Source organism: Corynebacterium sp. 212_CJEI (assembly GCF_001055915.1).
GTDB classification, from domain to species: Bacteria; Actinomycetota; Actinomycetes; order Mycobacteriales; family Mycobacteriaceae; genus Corynebacterium; species Corynebacterium jeikeium_D.
Genome location: NZ_JVPT01000051.1, coordinates 1 through 16,054, shown reverse-complemented (window position 1 = coordinate 16,054; position 16,054 = coordinate 1). Strand labels below are relative to the sequence as shown.

At 59.3% G+C, this 16,054-nt stretch carries 15 protein-coding genes; all 15 read left to right on the top strand.

All coding sequences use genetic code 11. The annotated features are described in order from the left end of the window. Window positions 1–6 precede the first annotated feature (6 nt). The 15 genes from ADB02_RS05680 (at window position 7) to tyrS (ending at window position 15,696) form a co-directional block, all read left to right on the top strand. Window positions 7–843 carry a trypsin-like serine protease gene (locus tag ADB02_RS05680; protein ID WP_049189989.1) on the top strand — a complete coding sequence of 279 codons (837 nt, stop codon included), beginning with the start codon at window positions 7–9 and terminating at the stop codon, window positions 841–843. Between the two features lie 180 nt (window positions 844–1,023). Then, window positions 1,024–2,064, top strand: coding sequence for an N-acetyl-gamma-glutamyl-phosphate reductase (gene argC / locus ADB02_RS05675; protein ID WP_172620236.1), 1,041 nt, complete (start codon window positions 1,024–1,026; stop codon window positions 2,062–2,064). Then, window positions 2,061–3,269 carry a bifunctional glutamate N-acetyltransferase/amino-acid acetyltransferase ArgJ gene (gene argJ, locus ADB02_RS05670; RefSeq protein ID WP_016422898.1) on the top strand — a complete coding sequence of 403 codons (1,209 nt, stop codon included), beginning with the start codon at window positions 2,061–2,063 and terminating at the stop codon, window positions 3,267–3,269. Before argC ends, argJ begins: the two co-directional genes overlap by 4 nt. Before the next feature lie 21 nt (window positions 3,270–3,290). Continuing rightward, complete coding sequence (gene argB, locus ADB02_RS05665; RefSeq protein WP_016422897.1) at window positions 3,291–4,184, top strand: acetylglutamate kinase; 894 nt, start codon at window positions 3,291–3,293, stop codon at window positions 4,182–4,184. Between the two features lie 58 nt (window positions 4,185–4,242). After that, entirely contained in the window at window positions 4,243–5,448 is a 1,206-nt protein-coding gene (locus ADB02_RS11505; protein WP_049170375.1) for an acetylornithine transaminase, read from the top strand. Between the two features lie 6 nt (window positions 5,449–5,454). After that, window positions 5,455–6,396 carry an ornithine carbamoyltransferase gene (argF, locus tag ADB02_RS11500; RefSeq protein ID WP_049189988.1) on the top strand — a complete coding sequence of 314 codons (942 nt, stop codon included), beginning with the start codon at window positions 5,455–5,457 and terminating at the stop codon, window positions 6,394–6,396. 4 nt (window positions 6,397–6,400) lie between these two features. Then, window positions 6,401–6,883 carry an arginine repressor gene (locus tag ADB02_RS05650; protein ID WP_005511719.1) on the top strand — a complete coding sequence of 161 codons (483 nt, stop codon included), beginning with the start codon at window positions 6,401–6,403 and terminating at the stop codon, window positions 6,881–6,883. 49 nt (window positions 6,884–6,932) lie between these two features. Next, window positions 6,933–8,132 (top strand): argininosuccinate synthase, encoded by a 1,200-nt coding sequence (locus ADB02_RS05645; protein ID WP_016422894.1) that lies wholly within the window; start codon window positions 6,933–6,935, stop codon window positions 8,130–8,132. 45 nt (window positions 8,133–8,177) lie between these two features. Further along, complete coding sequence (gene argH, locus ADB02_RS05640) at window positions 8,178–9,617, top strand: argininosuccinate lyase (protein WP_049170381.1); 1,440 nt, start codon at window positions 8,178–8,180, stop codon at window positions 9,615–9,617. A 524-nt stretch (window positions 9,618–10,141) separates the two neighbouring features. After that, the gene (locus ADB02_RS05635; RefSeq protein WP_049189986.1) at window positions 10,142–11,293 is read left to right on the top strand and encodes a hypothetical protein; all 1,152 of its coding nucleotides are present in this window, start codon (window positions 10,142–10,144) and stop codon (window positions 11,291–11,293) included. A gap of 6 nt (window positions 11,294–11,299) precedes the next feature. Further along, a complete protein-coding gene (locus tag ADB02_RS05630) occupies window positions 11,300–12,931 on the top strand; it encodes a VWA domain-containing protein (RefSeq protein WP_049189985.1) in 1,632 nt (543 codons plus the stop codon). Beyond that, window positions 12,918–13,565, top strand: coding sequence for a hypothetical protein (locus ADB02_RS05625; RefSeq protein WP_049189983.1), 648 nt, complete (start codon window positions 12,918–12,920; stop codon window positions 13,563–13,565). Before ADB02_RS05630 ends, ADB02_RS05625 begins: the two co-directional genes overlap by 14 nt. Next, window positions 13,555–13,728 carry a Trm112 family protein gene (locus ADB02_RS05620; RefSeq protein WP_016422889.1) on the top strand — a complete coding sequence of 58 codons (174 nt, stop codon included), beginning with the start codon at window positions 13,555–13,557 and terminating at the stop codon, window positions 13,726–13,728. Before ADB02_RS05625 ends, ADB02_RS05620 begins: the two co-directional genes overlap by 11 nt. Beyond that, a complete protein-coding gene (locus ADB02_RS05615; RefSeq protein ID WP_049189982.1) occupies window positions 13,729–14,379 on the top strand; it encodes a DNA-3-methyladenine glycosylase in 651 nt (216 codons plus the stop codon). Window positions 14,380–14,427: 48 nt separating this feature from the next. Next, the gene (tyrS, locus tag ADB02_RS05610) at window positions 14,428–15,696 is read left to right on the top strand and encodes a tyrosine--tRNA ligase (protein WP_150961322.1); all 1,269 of its coding nucleotides are present in this window, start codon (window positions 14,428–14,430) and stop codon (window positions 15,694–15,696) included. The last annotated feature ends 358 nt before the right edge of the window (window positions 15,697–16,054 follow it).

Below are 16,054 nucleotides of genomic sequence, written 5' to 3'. Positions count from 1 at the left end.
ATACCCATGATTGGCATCTTGCGGCACCGCGGCAACAGGCTGAATAGCGCAGAGGCACGAGAGCAGCGCGTTGGAGTGCGCGCGGTGAGCAGCGCGAAGCCTGCGGCGACTGTGGCTGCAGCTGCTGTCACGGCAGGTCTGTTGCTCACCGGCGCGCCGAGTGCGGCTGCGCTGGTTGGCGGGGAGGCTGCTGCGCCTAGTGTGGCGGCGGACTCCGTGGTGTCAATCATGGTCCAGACCAGTCCCCATACCGGAAACTTTTGCACGGGAACTGCAATCGCCCCGCAGTGGGTAATGACCGCCGCCCACTGCGTGCGTGATGTCCCGCAGCAGGCTGGGGAAGTAGAGGTCGGTTTCGGTCAGGATTCCCACCGTGTTCCTATCGATAGCTGGGAAATTGCGCCCACCGGTGACGTAGCGCTTGTTCACCTTGCGGGCGACGCAGCTCTTCCGGGGTATCCCGCAATGGAACGTCGTCAAGCGTTTTCGGAGCAAGAAACGGCAGGCACGGTCTATGGGCGATCGCTGCTCGGCGATGTTGCGGATGGCTCGCTGCCGTCGGCGACCGTCACCGCTTCGATGTGCCCGGTGAAGTATCAACAATGCGTGCGGGAAGACTCCGTGTTGGCGCGCATGGAGCGCCCCGCGGCGTTGCAGGTTGGCGATTCGGGCGGACCACTCTTTATCGACGGCCAGCTGGCCGCGGTGTTCTCGGGTGCGGTGGCTTTTGATGGCAGCGTCGCACCGGAGGAGTCGGGTTACTATCTCTACACCACGACGTCATCGGTGGCGCAGTGGGCAGATGGTGTGATGAGCCAGGAGTCAAGCGTCGTAGTTGAATAGTCCGGCGTTGAGTAATCCGGCGCGCTGATTGAATGGCCGGCTCGGCGAACCAGATGTATGTACCGACGACGGCGTTATATTCATAATTCACTCACGTCACATCGATAGAATTCCAGCACTTTGGCAACGAATTCTATGAATATCTTGCAACGCAGTGAATAAAAGTGTTGAATGTTTGGCATGAGTATTTCCGTTGCCATTGCTGGTGCGACCGGTTACGCAGGAGGAGAGATCCTCCGCCTCCTGTTGTCGCACCCGGCGTATCTTTCCGGCGAACTGACCATCGGCGCACTAACGGGAGCATCCAACGCGGGTGCCCGTGTGGGCGACATTATGCCTCATGTGGCACCTTTGGCTGATCGTCGTATTGAGCCGACTAATGGTGACACACTTGCCGGGCATGACGTGGTGTTCCTCGGCCTGCCCCACGGTCATTCGGCTGCGATTGCAGAGCAGTTGGGCGATGACACGGTGATTATTGACTGCGGCGCGGATTTCCGCCTGCAGGATGCCGACGAGTGGGAGCACTACTACGGCTCGGAGCACGCCGGTACCTGGACTTACGGTATTCCGGAGCTGCCGGGCAACAGGGAAGTAGTGGCTGCTTCCAAGCGTATTGCTGTGCCGGGTTGTTTCCCCACTGGCGGGACTATTACGGCACTGCCGGCAGTTGCAAAGGGTCTGGTCAAGCCGGATCTGTCCGTTGTTTCCGTCACCGGTACCTCCGGTGCGGGCAAGAAGGCAGCTGTGCCCCTGCTCGGGTCCGAGGTTATGGGCAATCTCCGCGCCTACAACACTGCGGGCAAGCACCGCCACACCGCAGAGTTCCTACAAAACCTCAAGCCGTACGCAGAGGCTCTCACCGTCAGCTTCACGCCGGTGCTCGCTCCGACGTCGCGCGGCATTCTCACCACCATCACCGCTCCGCTTGTCGACGGGGTGACGGAGGCAACCGCACGGGAGGCCTACCTCGAGTTCTACAAGGGTGAGCCGTTTGTGCAGGTGTTGGCCGAAGGGCTGCAGCCGCAGACGCAGTCGGTAATTGGCTCTAACTTGGTTCAGATTCAGGTTGAGGTAGATGAACGCGCCAAGCGTCTGGTGCTGACCTCGGCGATTGACAATCTGACAAAGGGCACCGGTGGTGCCGCAGTTCAGTGCATGAATTTGGTTACTGGACAGAATGAAACTGCAGGACTTCCATTGGTAGGAGTTGCCCCATGATGAAGGAAGAAAAAGAAGGTCTCGTCAACGTCGCTGGTGACGAAGGCGGCGTATGTGCACCTCAGGGGTTCGTGGCCAGTGGTGTCATTGCAGGCATCAAGGTCAGCGGAAACCCGGACATGGCGCTCATCGTAAACCAGGGGCCGGAGAAGACTGCTGCGGCTGTCTTTACTACCAACCGTGTCCAGGCTGCGCCGGTGACGGTATCCAAGAAGCACATCGCTGACGGCAAGCTGTCCGCTGTGGTGCTGAACTCGGGCAATGCCAACGCCTGCAATGGTCAGCCGGGTATTTCCGACGCCCTCGAAGTCTGTCAGAAGGTCGCAGATGAGCTCGGCGTCGATGTTACCGAGATTGGTACCTGCTCCACCGGCTTGATTGGTGACCGGCTGCCGATGGACATTGTTCTGGCAGGTGTGCCGAAGCTTTGTGAGAATCTGGGCAGCGATGCCGCCGCAGGTACGGCTGCAGCAGAAGCCATCTTGACCACTGACTTGGTGGCAAAGCAGGCCGTTGCGCATGGTGACGGATTCACTGTCGGCGCTATGGGCAAGGGTGTTGGCATGATTAGCCCGTCGATGGCCACGATGCTCGGTGTGATTACGACGGATGCGTCGGTAAGCGCAGAAATGGCGCACGAGGCTATTGCCAAGGCGAGCGAGGTTACGTTTAACCGCCTAGATATTGATGGCTCCACATCCACCAATGACACCGTCATCATTTTGGCCAACGGTGCCTCTGGTGTGAAGCCCTCGCAGGAGGAGCTCGACCAGGCAGTGCTCAGTGTGTGTGATTCCATCGCGCGCCAGATGCAGTCGGACGCCGAAGGCGTGACCAAGCGTGTGTCCGTGACCGTGCGTGGCACCGGTGGTGCTGAAGATGCTCTGGTAGCTGCTCGAATCATCGGCCGCGACAACCTCTTCAAGTGTGCGATGTTCGGTTCGGACCCGAACTGGGGTCGTGTGCTGGCGGCTGTCGGCACTGCACCGGTGGATATGGATCCGGAGCACATCACTGTTTCCTTCAACGGTCATGTAGTCTGTCGCGATACCGGTGGCACGCCTGATGCTCGTGAAGTGGATCTCTCCGGCAAGGACATTGCCGTGGAGGTTGACCTCGGTACTGGTAATCCGGAAGAGGCCACGATTCGTACGACTGACCTTTCCCACGACTACGTTCACATCAACTCGGCATATTCGTCGTAAAGGTTTTGAGGAGACTCTGCAATGGTTCACCAGTTGACCGAAGGGCTGTCCTTCGAACAGCGGGCACATGTGCTGGCGGAAGCACTGCCGTGGCTGCAGCACCACCGCGACAAGATTGTGGTGGTCAAGTACGGCGGTAACGCGATGACCGACCTGAAACTGAAGAAGGCCTTCGCGCAGGACATGGTTTTTCTGCGCACCGTGGGGGTGAAGCCGGTGGTTGTCCACGGTGGCGGCCCTCAGATTTCGTCGATGCTCAAGCGCCTGGGGCTGGAGGGAGAGTTCCGAGGCGGTTTCCGTGTCACGACTCCGGAGGTCATGGAAATTGTCCGCATGGTGCTCTTCGGGCAGGTCGGCCGCGAACTGGTGAACCTCATCAACGCCTACGGCCCCTATGCAGTGGGTACCTCTGGTGAGGACGGTGGCCTGTTCACTGGTACTCGACGAACGGTAAACGTCGGCGGCAAGGAAACAGATATCGGGCTGGTCGGCAATATCACCGAGGTGCACTCGGAAACGCTATTGGACCTGATTGATGCCGGACGTATTCCGGTGGTCTCTACGATTGCGCCGTCCGCTGATGGCAAAGAGGTCTACAACATCAACGCCGACACGGCAGCAGGTGCACTGGCATCGGCAATTAACGCGAACCGTTTGGTGATTCTGACTAATGTCGAGGGTCTCTACACGGATTGGCCGAACCGCGATTCGCTGGTGTCAAGGATTTCCACTTCGCATCTGCGAGAAATCCTCCCGACGCTGGATTCCGGAATGATTCCGAAGATGGAGTCCTGCCTGAACGCAGTGGATCAGGGAGTGCCTGCGGCCCACGTTATCGACGGCCGCCAGCCACACTCGGTGCTGCTGGAGCTGATGACTTCCGGCGGTATCGGCACAATGGTAGAGCCCGGATAAGGCAGAAAAGACGGACAAGAATTTACCGACATACATGTTAGGCAGGTCGAAAGACGACATGAGCGACTTCAAGCAGCAGTGGCAACACACGATGATGAACAATTACGGCACGCCGCGCATTGAGCTTGTGCAGGGTAAGGGCGCTATTGTCACGGATTCCGAGGGCAAGGAATACCTGGACCTGCTCGCCGGTATTGCAGTCAACGCGTTGGGTCACGCACATCCGGCCATCGTGGAAGCTGTGTCCAAGCAGATTTCCACGATGGGGCACGTGTCCAACATCTTCGCCTCTGAGCCACCGTTGGCACTGGGCGAGAAGCTCATTGAGCTCACTGGCTGGGACACTGATGACACCCGAGTTATGTTCTGCAACTCCGGCACTGAGGCCAATGAAGCCGCGTTCAAGCTGGCGCGGTTGACGGGGCGCAATCGCATTATCGCTACCCACCACGGGTTCCACGGCCGTACCATGGGCGCACTTGCCATGACCGGTCAGCCCGACAAGCGCACCCCGTTCGAACCGATGCCGGGTGGAGTCGAGTTCGTGCCGTACGGTGACATTGACTTCCTCACCAAGACCATCGAATCCGATCCGTTGGGTGTCGCTGCGGTGATTCTGGAACCAATTCAGGGTGAGACCGGTGTGGTCGCACCGCCAGAGGGATACCTCGCTGCCGTCCGCGAACTGACCAAGCGCTTCGACGTTCTCATGATTGTCGACGAAGTACAGACCGGCATCGGCCGTACCGGCCAGTGGTTTGCCCACCAGCACGATGGCATCGTGCCGGATGTTATGACCCTGGCGAAGGGGCTCGGCGGCGGCCTGCCGCTGGGTGCTGTCATCGCCAACGGCCGCGCAGCGGAACTGTTTACTCCTGGTGCGCACGGCACCACCTTTGGTGGCAATCCGGTCTGTGCCGCTGCCGGCCTGGCCGTCATCGAGACGCTGGAAGAAGAAAAGCTGCTCAATCGAGTCACCGAGAAGGGCAAGGTCCTGGCTCGCAAGCTCGCGTCGTTAAGCCATGTCGATCACGTGCGTGGTCGCGGCTTCATGCTTGGACTGGTGCTGCGCGAGAACCTGGCGAAGGAAGCGGTTAACGCCGGTTATGAACGTGGTGTCATTCTGAACGCTCCGCAGGCGAATGTGCTGCGTATTGTGCCGCCGTTGAACCTCAGCGATGAGGAAGTCAACCGCGCCGTCGAGTTGATTGATGCCTGCCTGAACGACGCCGTTGAGGCTGTCGCCAACAAAGGAAGGAATTAGAAACTGATGCTCCGTCATTTTCTCGCCGATGATGACCTGACTCCACAGGAGCAGGCTGAGGTGCTGCAGTTGGCTGCAGAGCTGAAGGTAGCGCCGTACTCCCGACGTCCGTTTGAGGGGCCACAGTCGGTTGCGGTGCTGTTCGACAAGACGTCGACTCGTACCCGTTTCTCCTTCGACGCTGGTATCGCAGCTCTGGGCGGCAACGCGATTGTGGTCGAAACCGGTAACTCGCAGATGGGCAAGGGCGAAACCTACCAGGACACCGCTGCTGTGCTCAGCCGCTTTGTCTCGGCAATTGTCTGGCGCACCTACGCGCAGTCCGGTTTGGAGGCCATGTCTGAAACCGCGACGGTGCCGATTGTCAACGCGCTTTCCGACGAGTTCCACCCGTGCCAGATTCTCGCTGACCTGCAGACCATCATCGAGCACAAGTGCCCGGAGGAAGGCCAGACGGGACTGCGTGGCAAGAAGGCTGTGTACTTCGGCGATGGTGCCAACAACATGGCCAACTCCTACCTCGTGGGCTTCGCCACCGCAGGTCTGGACGTCACCATCTGTGCACCGGAGGACTTCCAGCCGGAGCAGGTCTACGTCGACCGCGCCAAGAAGGTTGCGGAGCAGACCGGTGCGGCCGTGTCCGTGACCGCGGACGTCGATGAGGCCATTGCCGGTGCCGACGTTGTCATCACCGACACCTGGGTCAGCATGGGGCAGGAGAACGACGGCCTGGATCGGCGTACTCCGTTCCTGCCGTACCAGGTCAACGCTGAGCTGATGGCCAAGGCAAATGAGGATGCCATCTTCCTGCACTGCCTGCCGGCATACCGTGGCAACGAAGTTACTGCCGAGGTCATCGATGGCCCGCAGTCGGTAGTCTTCGACGAGGCGGAAAACCGCATGCACGCTCAGAAGGCGTTGCTGACCTGGCTGGTGGAGAGGCAGTAAGGTCATGACCGCAGCACAACCAGGATCTCGCACAGCTCGGCAGACGCGCATCGCTGACCTGCTGGCGCAGCATCACGTGTCCAGTCAGGTTCAGCTCGTCGAGCTGCTTGCCGACGAAGGCATTGAGATTGCGCAGGCGACGTTGTCCAGAGACCTCGATGAGCTGGGAGCCCGAAAGATTCGCGATGGAGCCAACGGTTCGCGGTATTCCATCGTCGAAGATGCACTCGCTGTCTCCAGCGGGGCAGTGGCCAGGATGCGGCGCGTTTTAGACGAGCTGCTGGTCTCCATTGATCATTCGGGCACCATCGCGGTTGTGCGTACACCACCGGGAGCCGCACAGTATCTAGCCAGTGTGATTGACCGTGCGGGACTCAAAGAAATCGTTGGCACAATTGCGGGAGATGACACCGTAATGTGCCTGGCTAGAGAACCACTTTCCGGCGCTGACCTAGCCCAGCGTCTAGCCGCCGGAACGAACCAGTAAACTATTCCACGAAATGCTTTAAAGCACCGATTAAAGGAGCGCTTACCCTATGACCAACCGGGTTATTCTTGCTTACTCTGGTGGCCTCGACACCACCGTTGCTATTCCGTACCTCAAGGAAATGACGGACGGCGAGGTCGTCGCAGTTTCTATCGATGTCGGACAGGGCGGCGAGGACATGGAGTCCGTGCGTCAGCGCGCTCTGGACGCCGGCGCTGTCGAAGCTGTCGTTGTCGACGCCAAGGACGAGTTCGCCGAGGAGTACTGCCTGCCGACCATTAAGGCCAATGGTCTTTACATGAAGCAGTACCCGCTGGTTTCTGCACTGTCTCGCCCGCTGATTGTTAAGCACATGGCGAAGGCTGCAGAGGAGTTCGGTGGCACCCACGTTGCTCACGGTTGCACCGGTAAGGGCAATGACCAGGTCCGTTTCGAGGTTGGTTTCGCTAACACCGCCCCGGATCTGAAGATTATTGCACCGGCTCGTGACTTCGCTTGGACCCGCGACAAGGCTATTGCCTTCGCTGAGGAGAAGGGTCTGCCAATTGAGCAGTCCAAGTCCTCTCCGTTCTCCATTGACCAGAACCTCTTCGGTCGCGCCATTGAGACCGGCTACCTGGAGGACCTGTGGAACGCACCGACCAAGGATGTCTACGCGTACACCGAGGATCCGACCCTGAACTTCAGCTCCCCGGACGAGGTCATCATCTCCTTCGAGGACGGTAAGCCGACTGCCATCGACGGCAAGAAGGTTTCCGTGCTTGAGGCCATCGAAGAGATGAACCGCCGCGCTGGTGCTCAGGGCATCGGTCGTCTGGACATGGTTGAAGACCGCCTGGTCGGCATTAAGTCCCGCGAGATCTACGAGGCTCCGGGCGCAATTGCCATCATGACCGCACACGCAGCGCTCGAGGACGTCACCGTTGAGCGTGAGCTGGCTCGTTACAAGCGCCAGGTCGAGGGCGAGTGGGCCAACCTGGTCTACGACGGCCTGTGGTTCTCGCCGCTGAAGCGCGCGCTGGATGCCTTCATCGAGGAGTCCCAGAAGGGCGTTTCCGGTGACATCCGCATGGTCATGCACGCAGGTCACTGCAACGTCAACGGTCGTCGTTCGAACACCTCGCTGTACGACTTCAACCTGGCTACCTACGACGAGGGCGACACCTTCGACCAGACCCTGGCTCGCGGTTTTGTCGAGCTGCACGGCCTGTCCTCGAAGATGGCCGCAAAGCGCGACTTCAAACTGTAAAGATTCTCCAGAGCGACTAGAGCGAAAGGCCTATTGGAAAAGACAATGGTCGAAAAGCACGGTACCAACGAAGGCTCCCTGTGGGGCGGCCGCTTTGCCGGTGGCCCGTCCGAGGCGATGGCCGCATTGAGCAAGTCCACCCATTTTGACTGGGTGCTCGCGCCTTACGACGTTCTTGCGTCCAAGGCCCACGCCCGAGTGCTGCATGCCCGTGGGCTGCTCAGCGATGCCGACTTTGACACCATGATCGAAGGCCTTGATCAGCTCGGTCGCGACGTTGCCTCCGGCGAATTTGGTCCAGAGCCGACAGATGAGGACGTCCACGGTGCTATGGAGCGCGGTCTGATTGATCGCGTCGGCCCGGAGGTCGGCGGTCGCCTGCGCGCTGGTCGTTCCCGTAATGACCAGGTGGCAACTCTGTTCCGCATGTGGCTGCGCGATGCCGTGCGCGGCGTTGCACTGGATGTCACTGACCTGGTTGCCGCCCTGGTGGCTCAGTCCAAGGCACATCCGGATGCCATCATGCCGGGCAAGACCCACTCCCAGGCAGCGCAGCCGGTATTGCTGGCCCACCAGTTGCTGGCTCACGCGCATCCGCTGCTGCGCGATCTGGACCGCATCCGCGATCTCGACCGTCGACTGGCTGTGTCCCCGTACGGTTCTGGTGCGCTCGCAGGGTCCTCGCTGCACTTGGATCCGGAAGCCATTGCTGAAGAGCTCGGCTTCGACTCTGCCACGGACAACTCCATTGACGGCACTTCTTCGCGTGACTTCGCCTCTGAGGCGGCATTCGTCTTCGCCCAGATTGCTGTGGACATGTCTCGCCTGGCAGAGGAAATCATCTACTGGGCCACCCCGGAGTACGGCTACGTCACTCTGGCTGATGCCTGGTCGACTGGATCCTCCATCATGCCGCAGAAGAAGAACCCGGACGTGGCAGAGCTGACCCGCGGTAAGACCGGTCGCCTGATCGGTAACCTCGCTGGTCTTATGGCCACGCTGAAAGCGCAGCCGCTGGCCTACAACCGTGACCTCCAGGAGGACAAGGAGCCTTTGGTGGACTCGGTTGAGCAGCTAACCTTGCTGCTGCCGGCCCTGACCGGCCTGGTGGCAACGCTGACCTTCCACGAAGACCGTCTGCGCGAGCTCGCTCCGGCGGGCTACACCCTGGCCACGGACTTGGCTGAGTGGCTGGTCCGCGAGGGCGTACCGTTCCGCGACGCTCACGAGGCATCCGGCCAGTGTGTCCGCATCGCAGAGTCCAAGGGCGGTATCGGTCTGGACGAGCTTTCCGACGAGGACCTCGCCGGTATCCACCCGGCACTGACTCCGAAGGTCCGTGAAGTGCTGACTATTGACGGTGCTGTCGCTTCCCGCGATACTCGCGGCGGCACCGCGGGTGTCCGTGTTGCAGAGCAGCTCGCTCGCGTTGACGAGAAGAATACCGAGCTGAAGCAGTGGGCTGAAAAGCCGGTTCGCGGCTAAAGCTGCTAGAGCTAGCAAACCTGCTAGCCCAGCTAACGCAGCTAATTAATCGGTGTGCGGTCAATCGACCGCACGCCGATTTTTTACAGCCCGGGGGGGGAGTAGAAAAACCAGCAACCCGACAACTGATGACCCGGTAACTATCAACCCGATAACTGGCCACCCGAAAAATTACGGGCTCCACGTGCGAATACGGGCTGCAAATGTGAAACTGTGTAAGTTTATGACACTTTCAGGCCATTTTTCGGGCCATTTTTGTCATAAACGTAGTCAGTAACTCGGCTCGACCCGCCGCCGCTAGTCATAAATGTAGTCAGTAACTCGGATCGACCCGCCGCCGTCAGTAACCCAGTAATGCCAGGGTGCCCCTGAAGTGACGCAGATTACTGATTATTTCTATATCTGTTGCCAGGTTTGGCCGGGTCTCTTACCATAATTTCATGGCGGAAAGTACGCGGTCGAGCGGTGGAAATCGCAGCTCACGAGATAAAAATAAAAATCAGAGTGGTAGCAAGAAAGGGTGCATGGGCCCGGGGGCAATTCTTGCAGTCATTTTGATTGTCATTGCGGCTGTTGCAGTCTATGTCGGTCGCGGCGGTAGTATCCCAGGTTTTTCTGGTGGCAGCTCCGGAGGAAACCGTGATTTCTTCGGTGGTGAAAAGACCGTCGTCAAGGCGATTGTTGGCTCTGAGAAGAAGCCCTTCTTCGAAGACAAAGAGGTCCAGAAGGCTCTTGCCTCTCACGGCTATGTGGTGGAAGTAAAGACGGCGGGTTCGCGTCGGATGGCCACGGATGTGGATCTGGATTCCTTCGACTTGGCATTCCCGTCGTCGGCACCGGCAGCGGAGAAAATTGCCGAGAAGATGAGTGGCGCTGAGCGGTATGACGTCTTCTACACACCGATGGCGATTGCTACTTTCGACAACATCTTGCAGGCGTTGGAGCGGGAAAATGTTGCTCGCCAACAGGGCAATACGTGGCAGGTAGATATGGCGGCGCTGGCCACGATGCAGCACGACAATGTCCGCTGGCGTGACTTCGCGGAGAACGATTATCCGTCGCCACGCACGGTGCAGATGTCCACGACTGACATTCGTTCGTCGAACTCGGCCGCAATGTACTTATCGCTCATGTCTTGGATTACGAATGAAGGCCGGATTGTGTCCGACAATGGGCAGGTCAATGCGGTCTTGCCGGAGCTCACCCCTCTGTTCACCGGCCAGGGGTACACGGAATCCTCGTCGGCTGGTCCATTTTCGGACTACCTCTCGCAGGGTGTCGGTTCGAAGCCAATGGTGATGGTTTACGAGTCGCAGTTCCTGGGGGAGAACAGTGCCCCGAACAGCCGGTTGAAGCCGGAAATGCGCCTGGCGTATCCATCGCCGACGATTCTGAGTACTCACGTGGCGCTGGGTTTTAACGACAATGGAGCTGCGGTCGCACGGCTCCTCGCCGAAGACCCTGAGCTTCAGAAGCTGGCGGCCAAGCACGGTTACCGCTCCAGCCAGCCTGAGGCGATGGAGGAATTCCAGACGCAGTTGAAGACGGGCCAGGAGGTTTCCACCGATTTTGTGGACTCCATTGATCCGCCGAGTTTCGACATCCTCGAGCAGCTTATTGAGGGTGTTTCCCGTGGATACCAGAGCCCTCCGAGGCCGGAAACGGAAGAGGGGTAAAGCCGAATGAACATGGATAAGGCACTAACTGCCCTCCGCAAAATGCTTCTTGGCCTCGTCGGTGTGCTCGGCATCTTCGCTGTCGCGGCCTGCTCCGACGGTGGCCTGAACCTGCCGCTGGGCTCAGACGATGACAAGACGAACAAGATCAACGTCGATTCTGATCTCAAGGGCTCGACTATGCGCATCGCCGGGGCCACGGAGCTTGCAGAGCTCCAGCCACTGATGCAAAAGGCCTCCGACGACCTCGGTTTTACTATTAACCTTGACCTTCTCGACGGCACCGTGAAGAACAGCCACGCGCTTGTCGCAGGTGATTTCGACAACGACTTTGATGCCACTTGGTTTGCTACCAACCGGTACGTTGATCTGCTCGGTGGGGCTGACAAGCTGGGCGAAGCCAAGAAAGTCGCCACCTCACCCGTAGCGTTCGGTATCCATTCGGCGAAGGCTCGGGAGCTCGGTTGGGATACCAAGCAGCCGACGTGGGCTGAGATCGCGGAGGCTGCGTCGTCAGGCAAATTGACCTACGGCATGACCAACCCCGCGGAATCGAACTCGGGCTTTTCCGGTGTGGTGTCGGTTGCGACCGCGTTCGCCGACACCGGATCGGCGCTAACTACGGGAGATATCAACCGCACCACGCCTGAACTGCAGAAGTTCTTCGAGGGGCAGAAGATGACCTCGGGGTCGTCGGGGTGGCTGCGTGACAAGTTCCTGGATGAGCCGGACTCCGTCGACGCGCTCATCAACTATGAAGCTGTGTTGCAGCAGATGAATAAAGAGGGCGCTGACCTGGAAGTTGTTGTTCCGAGCGACGGTGTCATCAGTGCGGATTACCCGCTGACGCCACTAGCACAGCCCGCTAATGATCTCGCCGCGCGGCAGACGGAGGCACTCGGACAGTGGCTGGAAGCAAACTCGCAGGTTCTCGCCGATCACTTCCTGCGCCCGATCTCCGATGACGCCAACCTGCCGGAAAGCATGACCAACAGCGTGATCATCGAGCTGCCGTTCCCGGGTGATCGCGCCGTCACGGACCGCCTCATTGAGGCCTACGACAATGACCTGCGCGTGCCCGGAGAGTCGGTCTTTGTTCTCGACACCTCCGGTTCAATGTTCGGTGAGCGCATCGCTGATCTACAGGCGACAATGCGCGCAATCGTCGACGGCAGTGCACGCACCGAAACGGGAAGCGTGGGGTTGCGAAACCGCGAAATCGCGACGATTCTGCCGTTCAGTACGAGCGTCGGCGAGCCCACGACCACGACAATTGACGGCCCGGAATCGCGCGCGCAGCTCACCGCCGCCGTCGATGGTCTGTACGCAGAGGGCGAGACGGCGCTTTACGACGCACTGATTCAGGCCTTCGACCTTCTCGGCAGCTCGGATAAGAACTCCATCCCGTCTATCGTGGTGTTGACCGATGGTCAGGTGACGTCGGGCAAGAGCTTTGCGGAATTCCGTGATTTCTACCAGTCCAAGGGCGGGAATCTGCCGCCGGTATTCGTCATCCGCTATGGAGAGGCGGATCCGGGAGAAATGCAGGAACTTGCGAACCTGACTGGTGGTAAGGTCTTTGAATCCCGTGAGACCGAGCTTGCTGATGTGTTCAAGGAGATTCGTGGCTACCAGTAAATCCTCCGGCACTTCTTCTGGCGGTGGCTTTCTCAACAGTCCCGCCAACATTGTCGGGCTCATCCTTGCCATCGCCGTCGTGCTGCTGCACCTGACCGTGGGGCTTGGTTTCCTGTGGCCGGTTGTTGCGATTGCCGCCTGGGGCGCGTCGGTTGCTTTGTTGCCGAGGCAGAGCAAAGGGGCTCAGAAGTCCGTTAGCTCGGCGCCGAAGCCTGAGGTCCCACAGCGTCGCCCGCTCAATCCATCTGAGCTGCGTAGGAATCTTCACCGGACATTGGGCAGGCTTTTCGATGCCCAGCCTGGCGAAGCTCTTGGCAACGCCGCAAATGACCTGGGTGCGACGCTGGAATCCGTCCTGAGCGAGTGGAAGTACCTCAAAGATTATCCCGAGCAGAAGGTGGTCATCGGCGGCATTATCCAGGAGTACTTGCCGCAGACAGTCAACTCCTACCTCGCGGTCCCGGAGCGTCTGCGTCACAAGGCCGAGAATCCGGCGCGGGAGTCCATCGACCTGTTGCATTCCGCGGTTCAGAAGATCCAGGATGCAATCGGTCAGGACAACCTGATTGCTTTGGAAGGTCAGCGTGACACCCTGGCAATTCAGTTCGGTAAGGTAGTGGACTATGAGCCTTGATCCGAAACTCCTTGAAATCCTCGCTTGCCCGCGTGACAAGGGGCCGCTTGAATACCTCGAAGACGAGCAGGTGCTGGTCAATCCTCGCCTAAAGATCGCCTACCGCATCGACGAAGGCATTCCGGTCATGCTTTCCGACGAAGCTATCGCCTGGGACAAGTAATTGCCTTTCCCGCTTCCCGACGGCTACAGCGTCCTCGACCGCACTGTGCTGTCGGGAGCTCCGATTGAGGCTGCGAAGACGCTGCTCGGCTGCGTAATTGTCATCCCCGCCGAGCATGTTATCGCCACCATCACGGAGGTCGAGGCCTATGGTGGCCCAGTTGACCAGCGCTATCCTGACCCGGCCGCGCACTGCTTCATGGGGCCAACCGCACGCAATCGCGCCATGTTTGGCCCGGCGGGGCATTGGTATATCTACCGCTCCTATGGCATCCACTTTTGCGCCAACATCACCAGCGCTACGGACGGCACGGGCGGGGGAGTATTAGTCCGCTCCGTACGCATTGAGCAGGGCCTGGATGCGGTGCGCCGTCGCCGCGGTGAAAAACCTGCGGTTGCGGGTCTCGGACGTGGTCCGGGCAATGTTGGTCAGGCGCTTGGCCTTGACTTAAATGACTATGGGGCAGATGCGCTGGATCCGTCGTCACGCGTGTTCGTGGCGCAGCCAGAGAGCATCAACCCGGATAAAGACATCCACGCGGGCCCGCGTGTGGGCGTTCGGCGAGCGGCGAATCGGCCTTGGCGGCTGTGGCTTCCGGACGATTCCGTCTCAGCCTATCGGCGCCACAAGAAGGCCGTTGAGGAGTTCTAGGTCACCCTCGCGGTGAACGTCGGCAAGCGAGACGTTACGATAGGGGACGTGACTGAACAGAACATTATCGACGAACTACAGTGGCGTGGCCTGATTAATCAGTCCACCGATGTTGACGCGCTGCGTGAGGCGTGCGAAAACCCCATTACTCTGTATTGCGGTTTTGACCCAACGGGCGATTCGCTGCACGCGGGCCACCTGGTTCCGATGATTATGTTGCGTCGTTTCCAGCTGGCCGGTCACCACCCAATTGCGCTGGCCGGTGGCGCCACGGGCTTCATTGGCGATCCGCGTGATGTCGGTGAGCGTTCGATGCTCAGCCAGGACACTATTGAGCACAACCTGGAGGCCATCAAGGGCCAGCTGCGTCGTTTCATTGACTTTGAGGGCGAGGCCCCGGCGACAATGGTCAATAATGCGGACTGGACTATGAACATGTCCGTCATTGACTTCCTTCGCGATGTCGGCAAGAACTTCTCCCTCAACACCATGCTCGATCGCGACACTGTGAAGCGTCGCCTCGAGTCTGACGGTATCTCCTACACCGAGTTTTCCTACATGCTGCTGCAGTCCAACGACTACGTGCAGCTGCGCCGCAACTACGATTGCGTGCTGCAGATTGGCGGCGGCGATCAGTGGGGCAACATCGTCTCTGGCGTCGATTTGAACAGGCGTATCGACGGTGCCAAGGTGCACGGCCTGACGGTGCCGCTGGTGACCGATGCGCAGGGTCAAAAGTTCGGTAAGTCCACCGGTGGCGGCAAGTTGTGGCTGGATGCTGAAAAGACCTCGCCGTACTCCTGGTACCAGTACTTCCTCAACGCTGGTGACTCGGTTGTTATTGACTACCTGCGTTGGTTCACCTTCCTGTCTCAGGAAGAGATTGCTGAGTACGAGGTCGCTGTTGCGGAGCGTCCGTTCAAGCGTGAGGCGCAGCGTCGTCTGGCTCAGGAGATGACCAACCTGGTTCACGGCGAAGAGGCCACCAAGGCAGTTGAGCTGGCAGCGCAGGCCCTGTTTGGTCGGGCGGAGCTGACCGAGCTGGACGAGGCCACCCTGGCGGGCGCCGTCTCCGAGACTGAGGTTGCGGAGATTGCTGAGGGCGAGCCGCGAACTGTTGTCGACCTTCTCGTTGCTGCGGGTCTTGCCAAGTCGAAGGGCGAGGCACGCCGCACCATTAAGGAAGGTGGCGCGTACGCCAATAACCAGCGCATCGAGGACGAAGCGTGGGAGCCGGCTGCCGAGGACCTGCTGCACGGCAAGTGGATTGTGCTGCGCCGCGGTAAGAAGAACTTCGCTGGTGTGAAGTTCGTGTAGGTGCTGGTTGGTCTTTGTGCAGGCGCGCTGTTGATCTCTCAATCAATTGGTGTTTATGCAGCTTGATTCCTTTTAGGTAGCTGGGCTAAGGCTCCGGGCAGGCTAGGGGATTGATGATTTCAGAATCATTGACTCCTGGTCAGCTTGGAGCCTTGGTTGTTTTAAGAGGAGCGGTTGTTTGTAAGGGAAGCGTAGAAACCGCCGCAAAGGCGGTAGTGATGAGTGCAAGTTCCCGGCTTTCGTCACTGGAGTGGGCCTGCGAACCCCTGGCGAATCGCGCTACTGCACAGTTAAAACGCTAGTTCACATCTATCTACCTGGGGTTTTGTGTCTTTGGGTGGGGTGTGTGTAATGTATC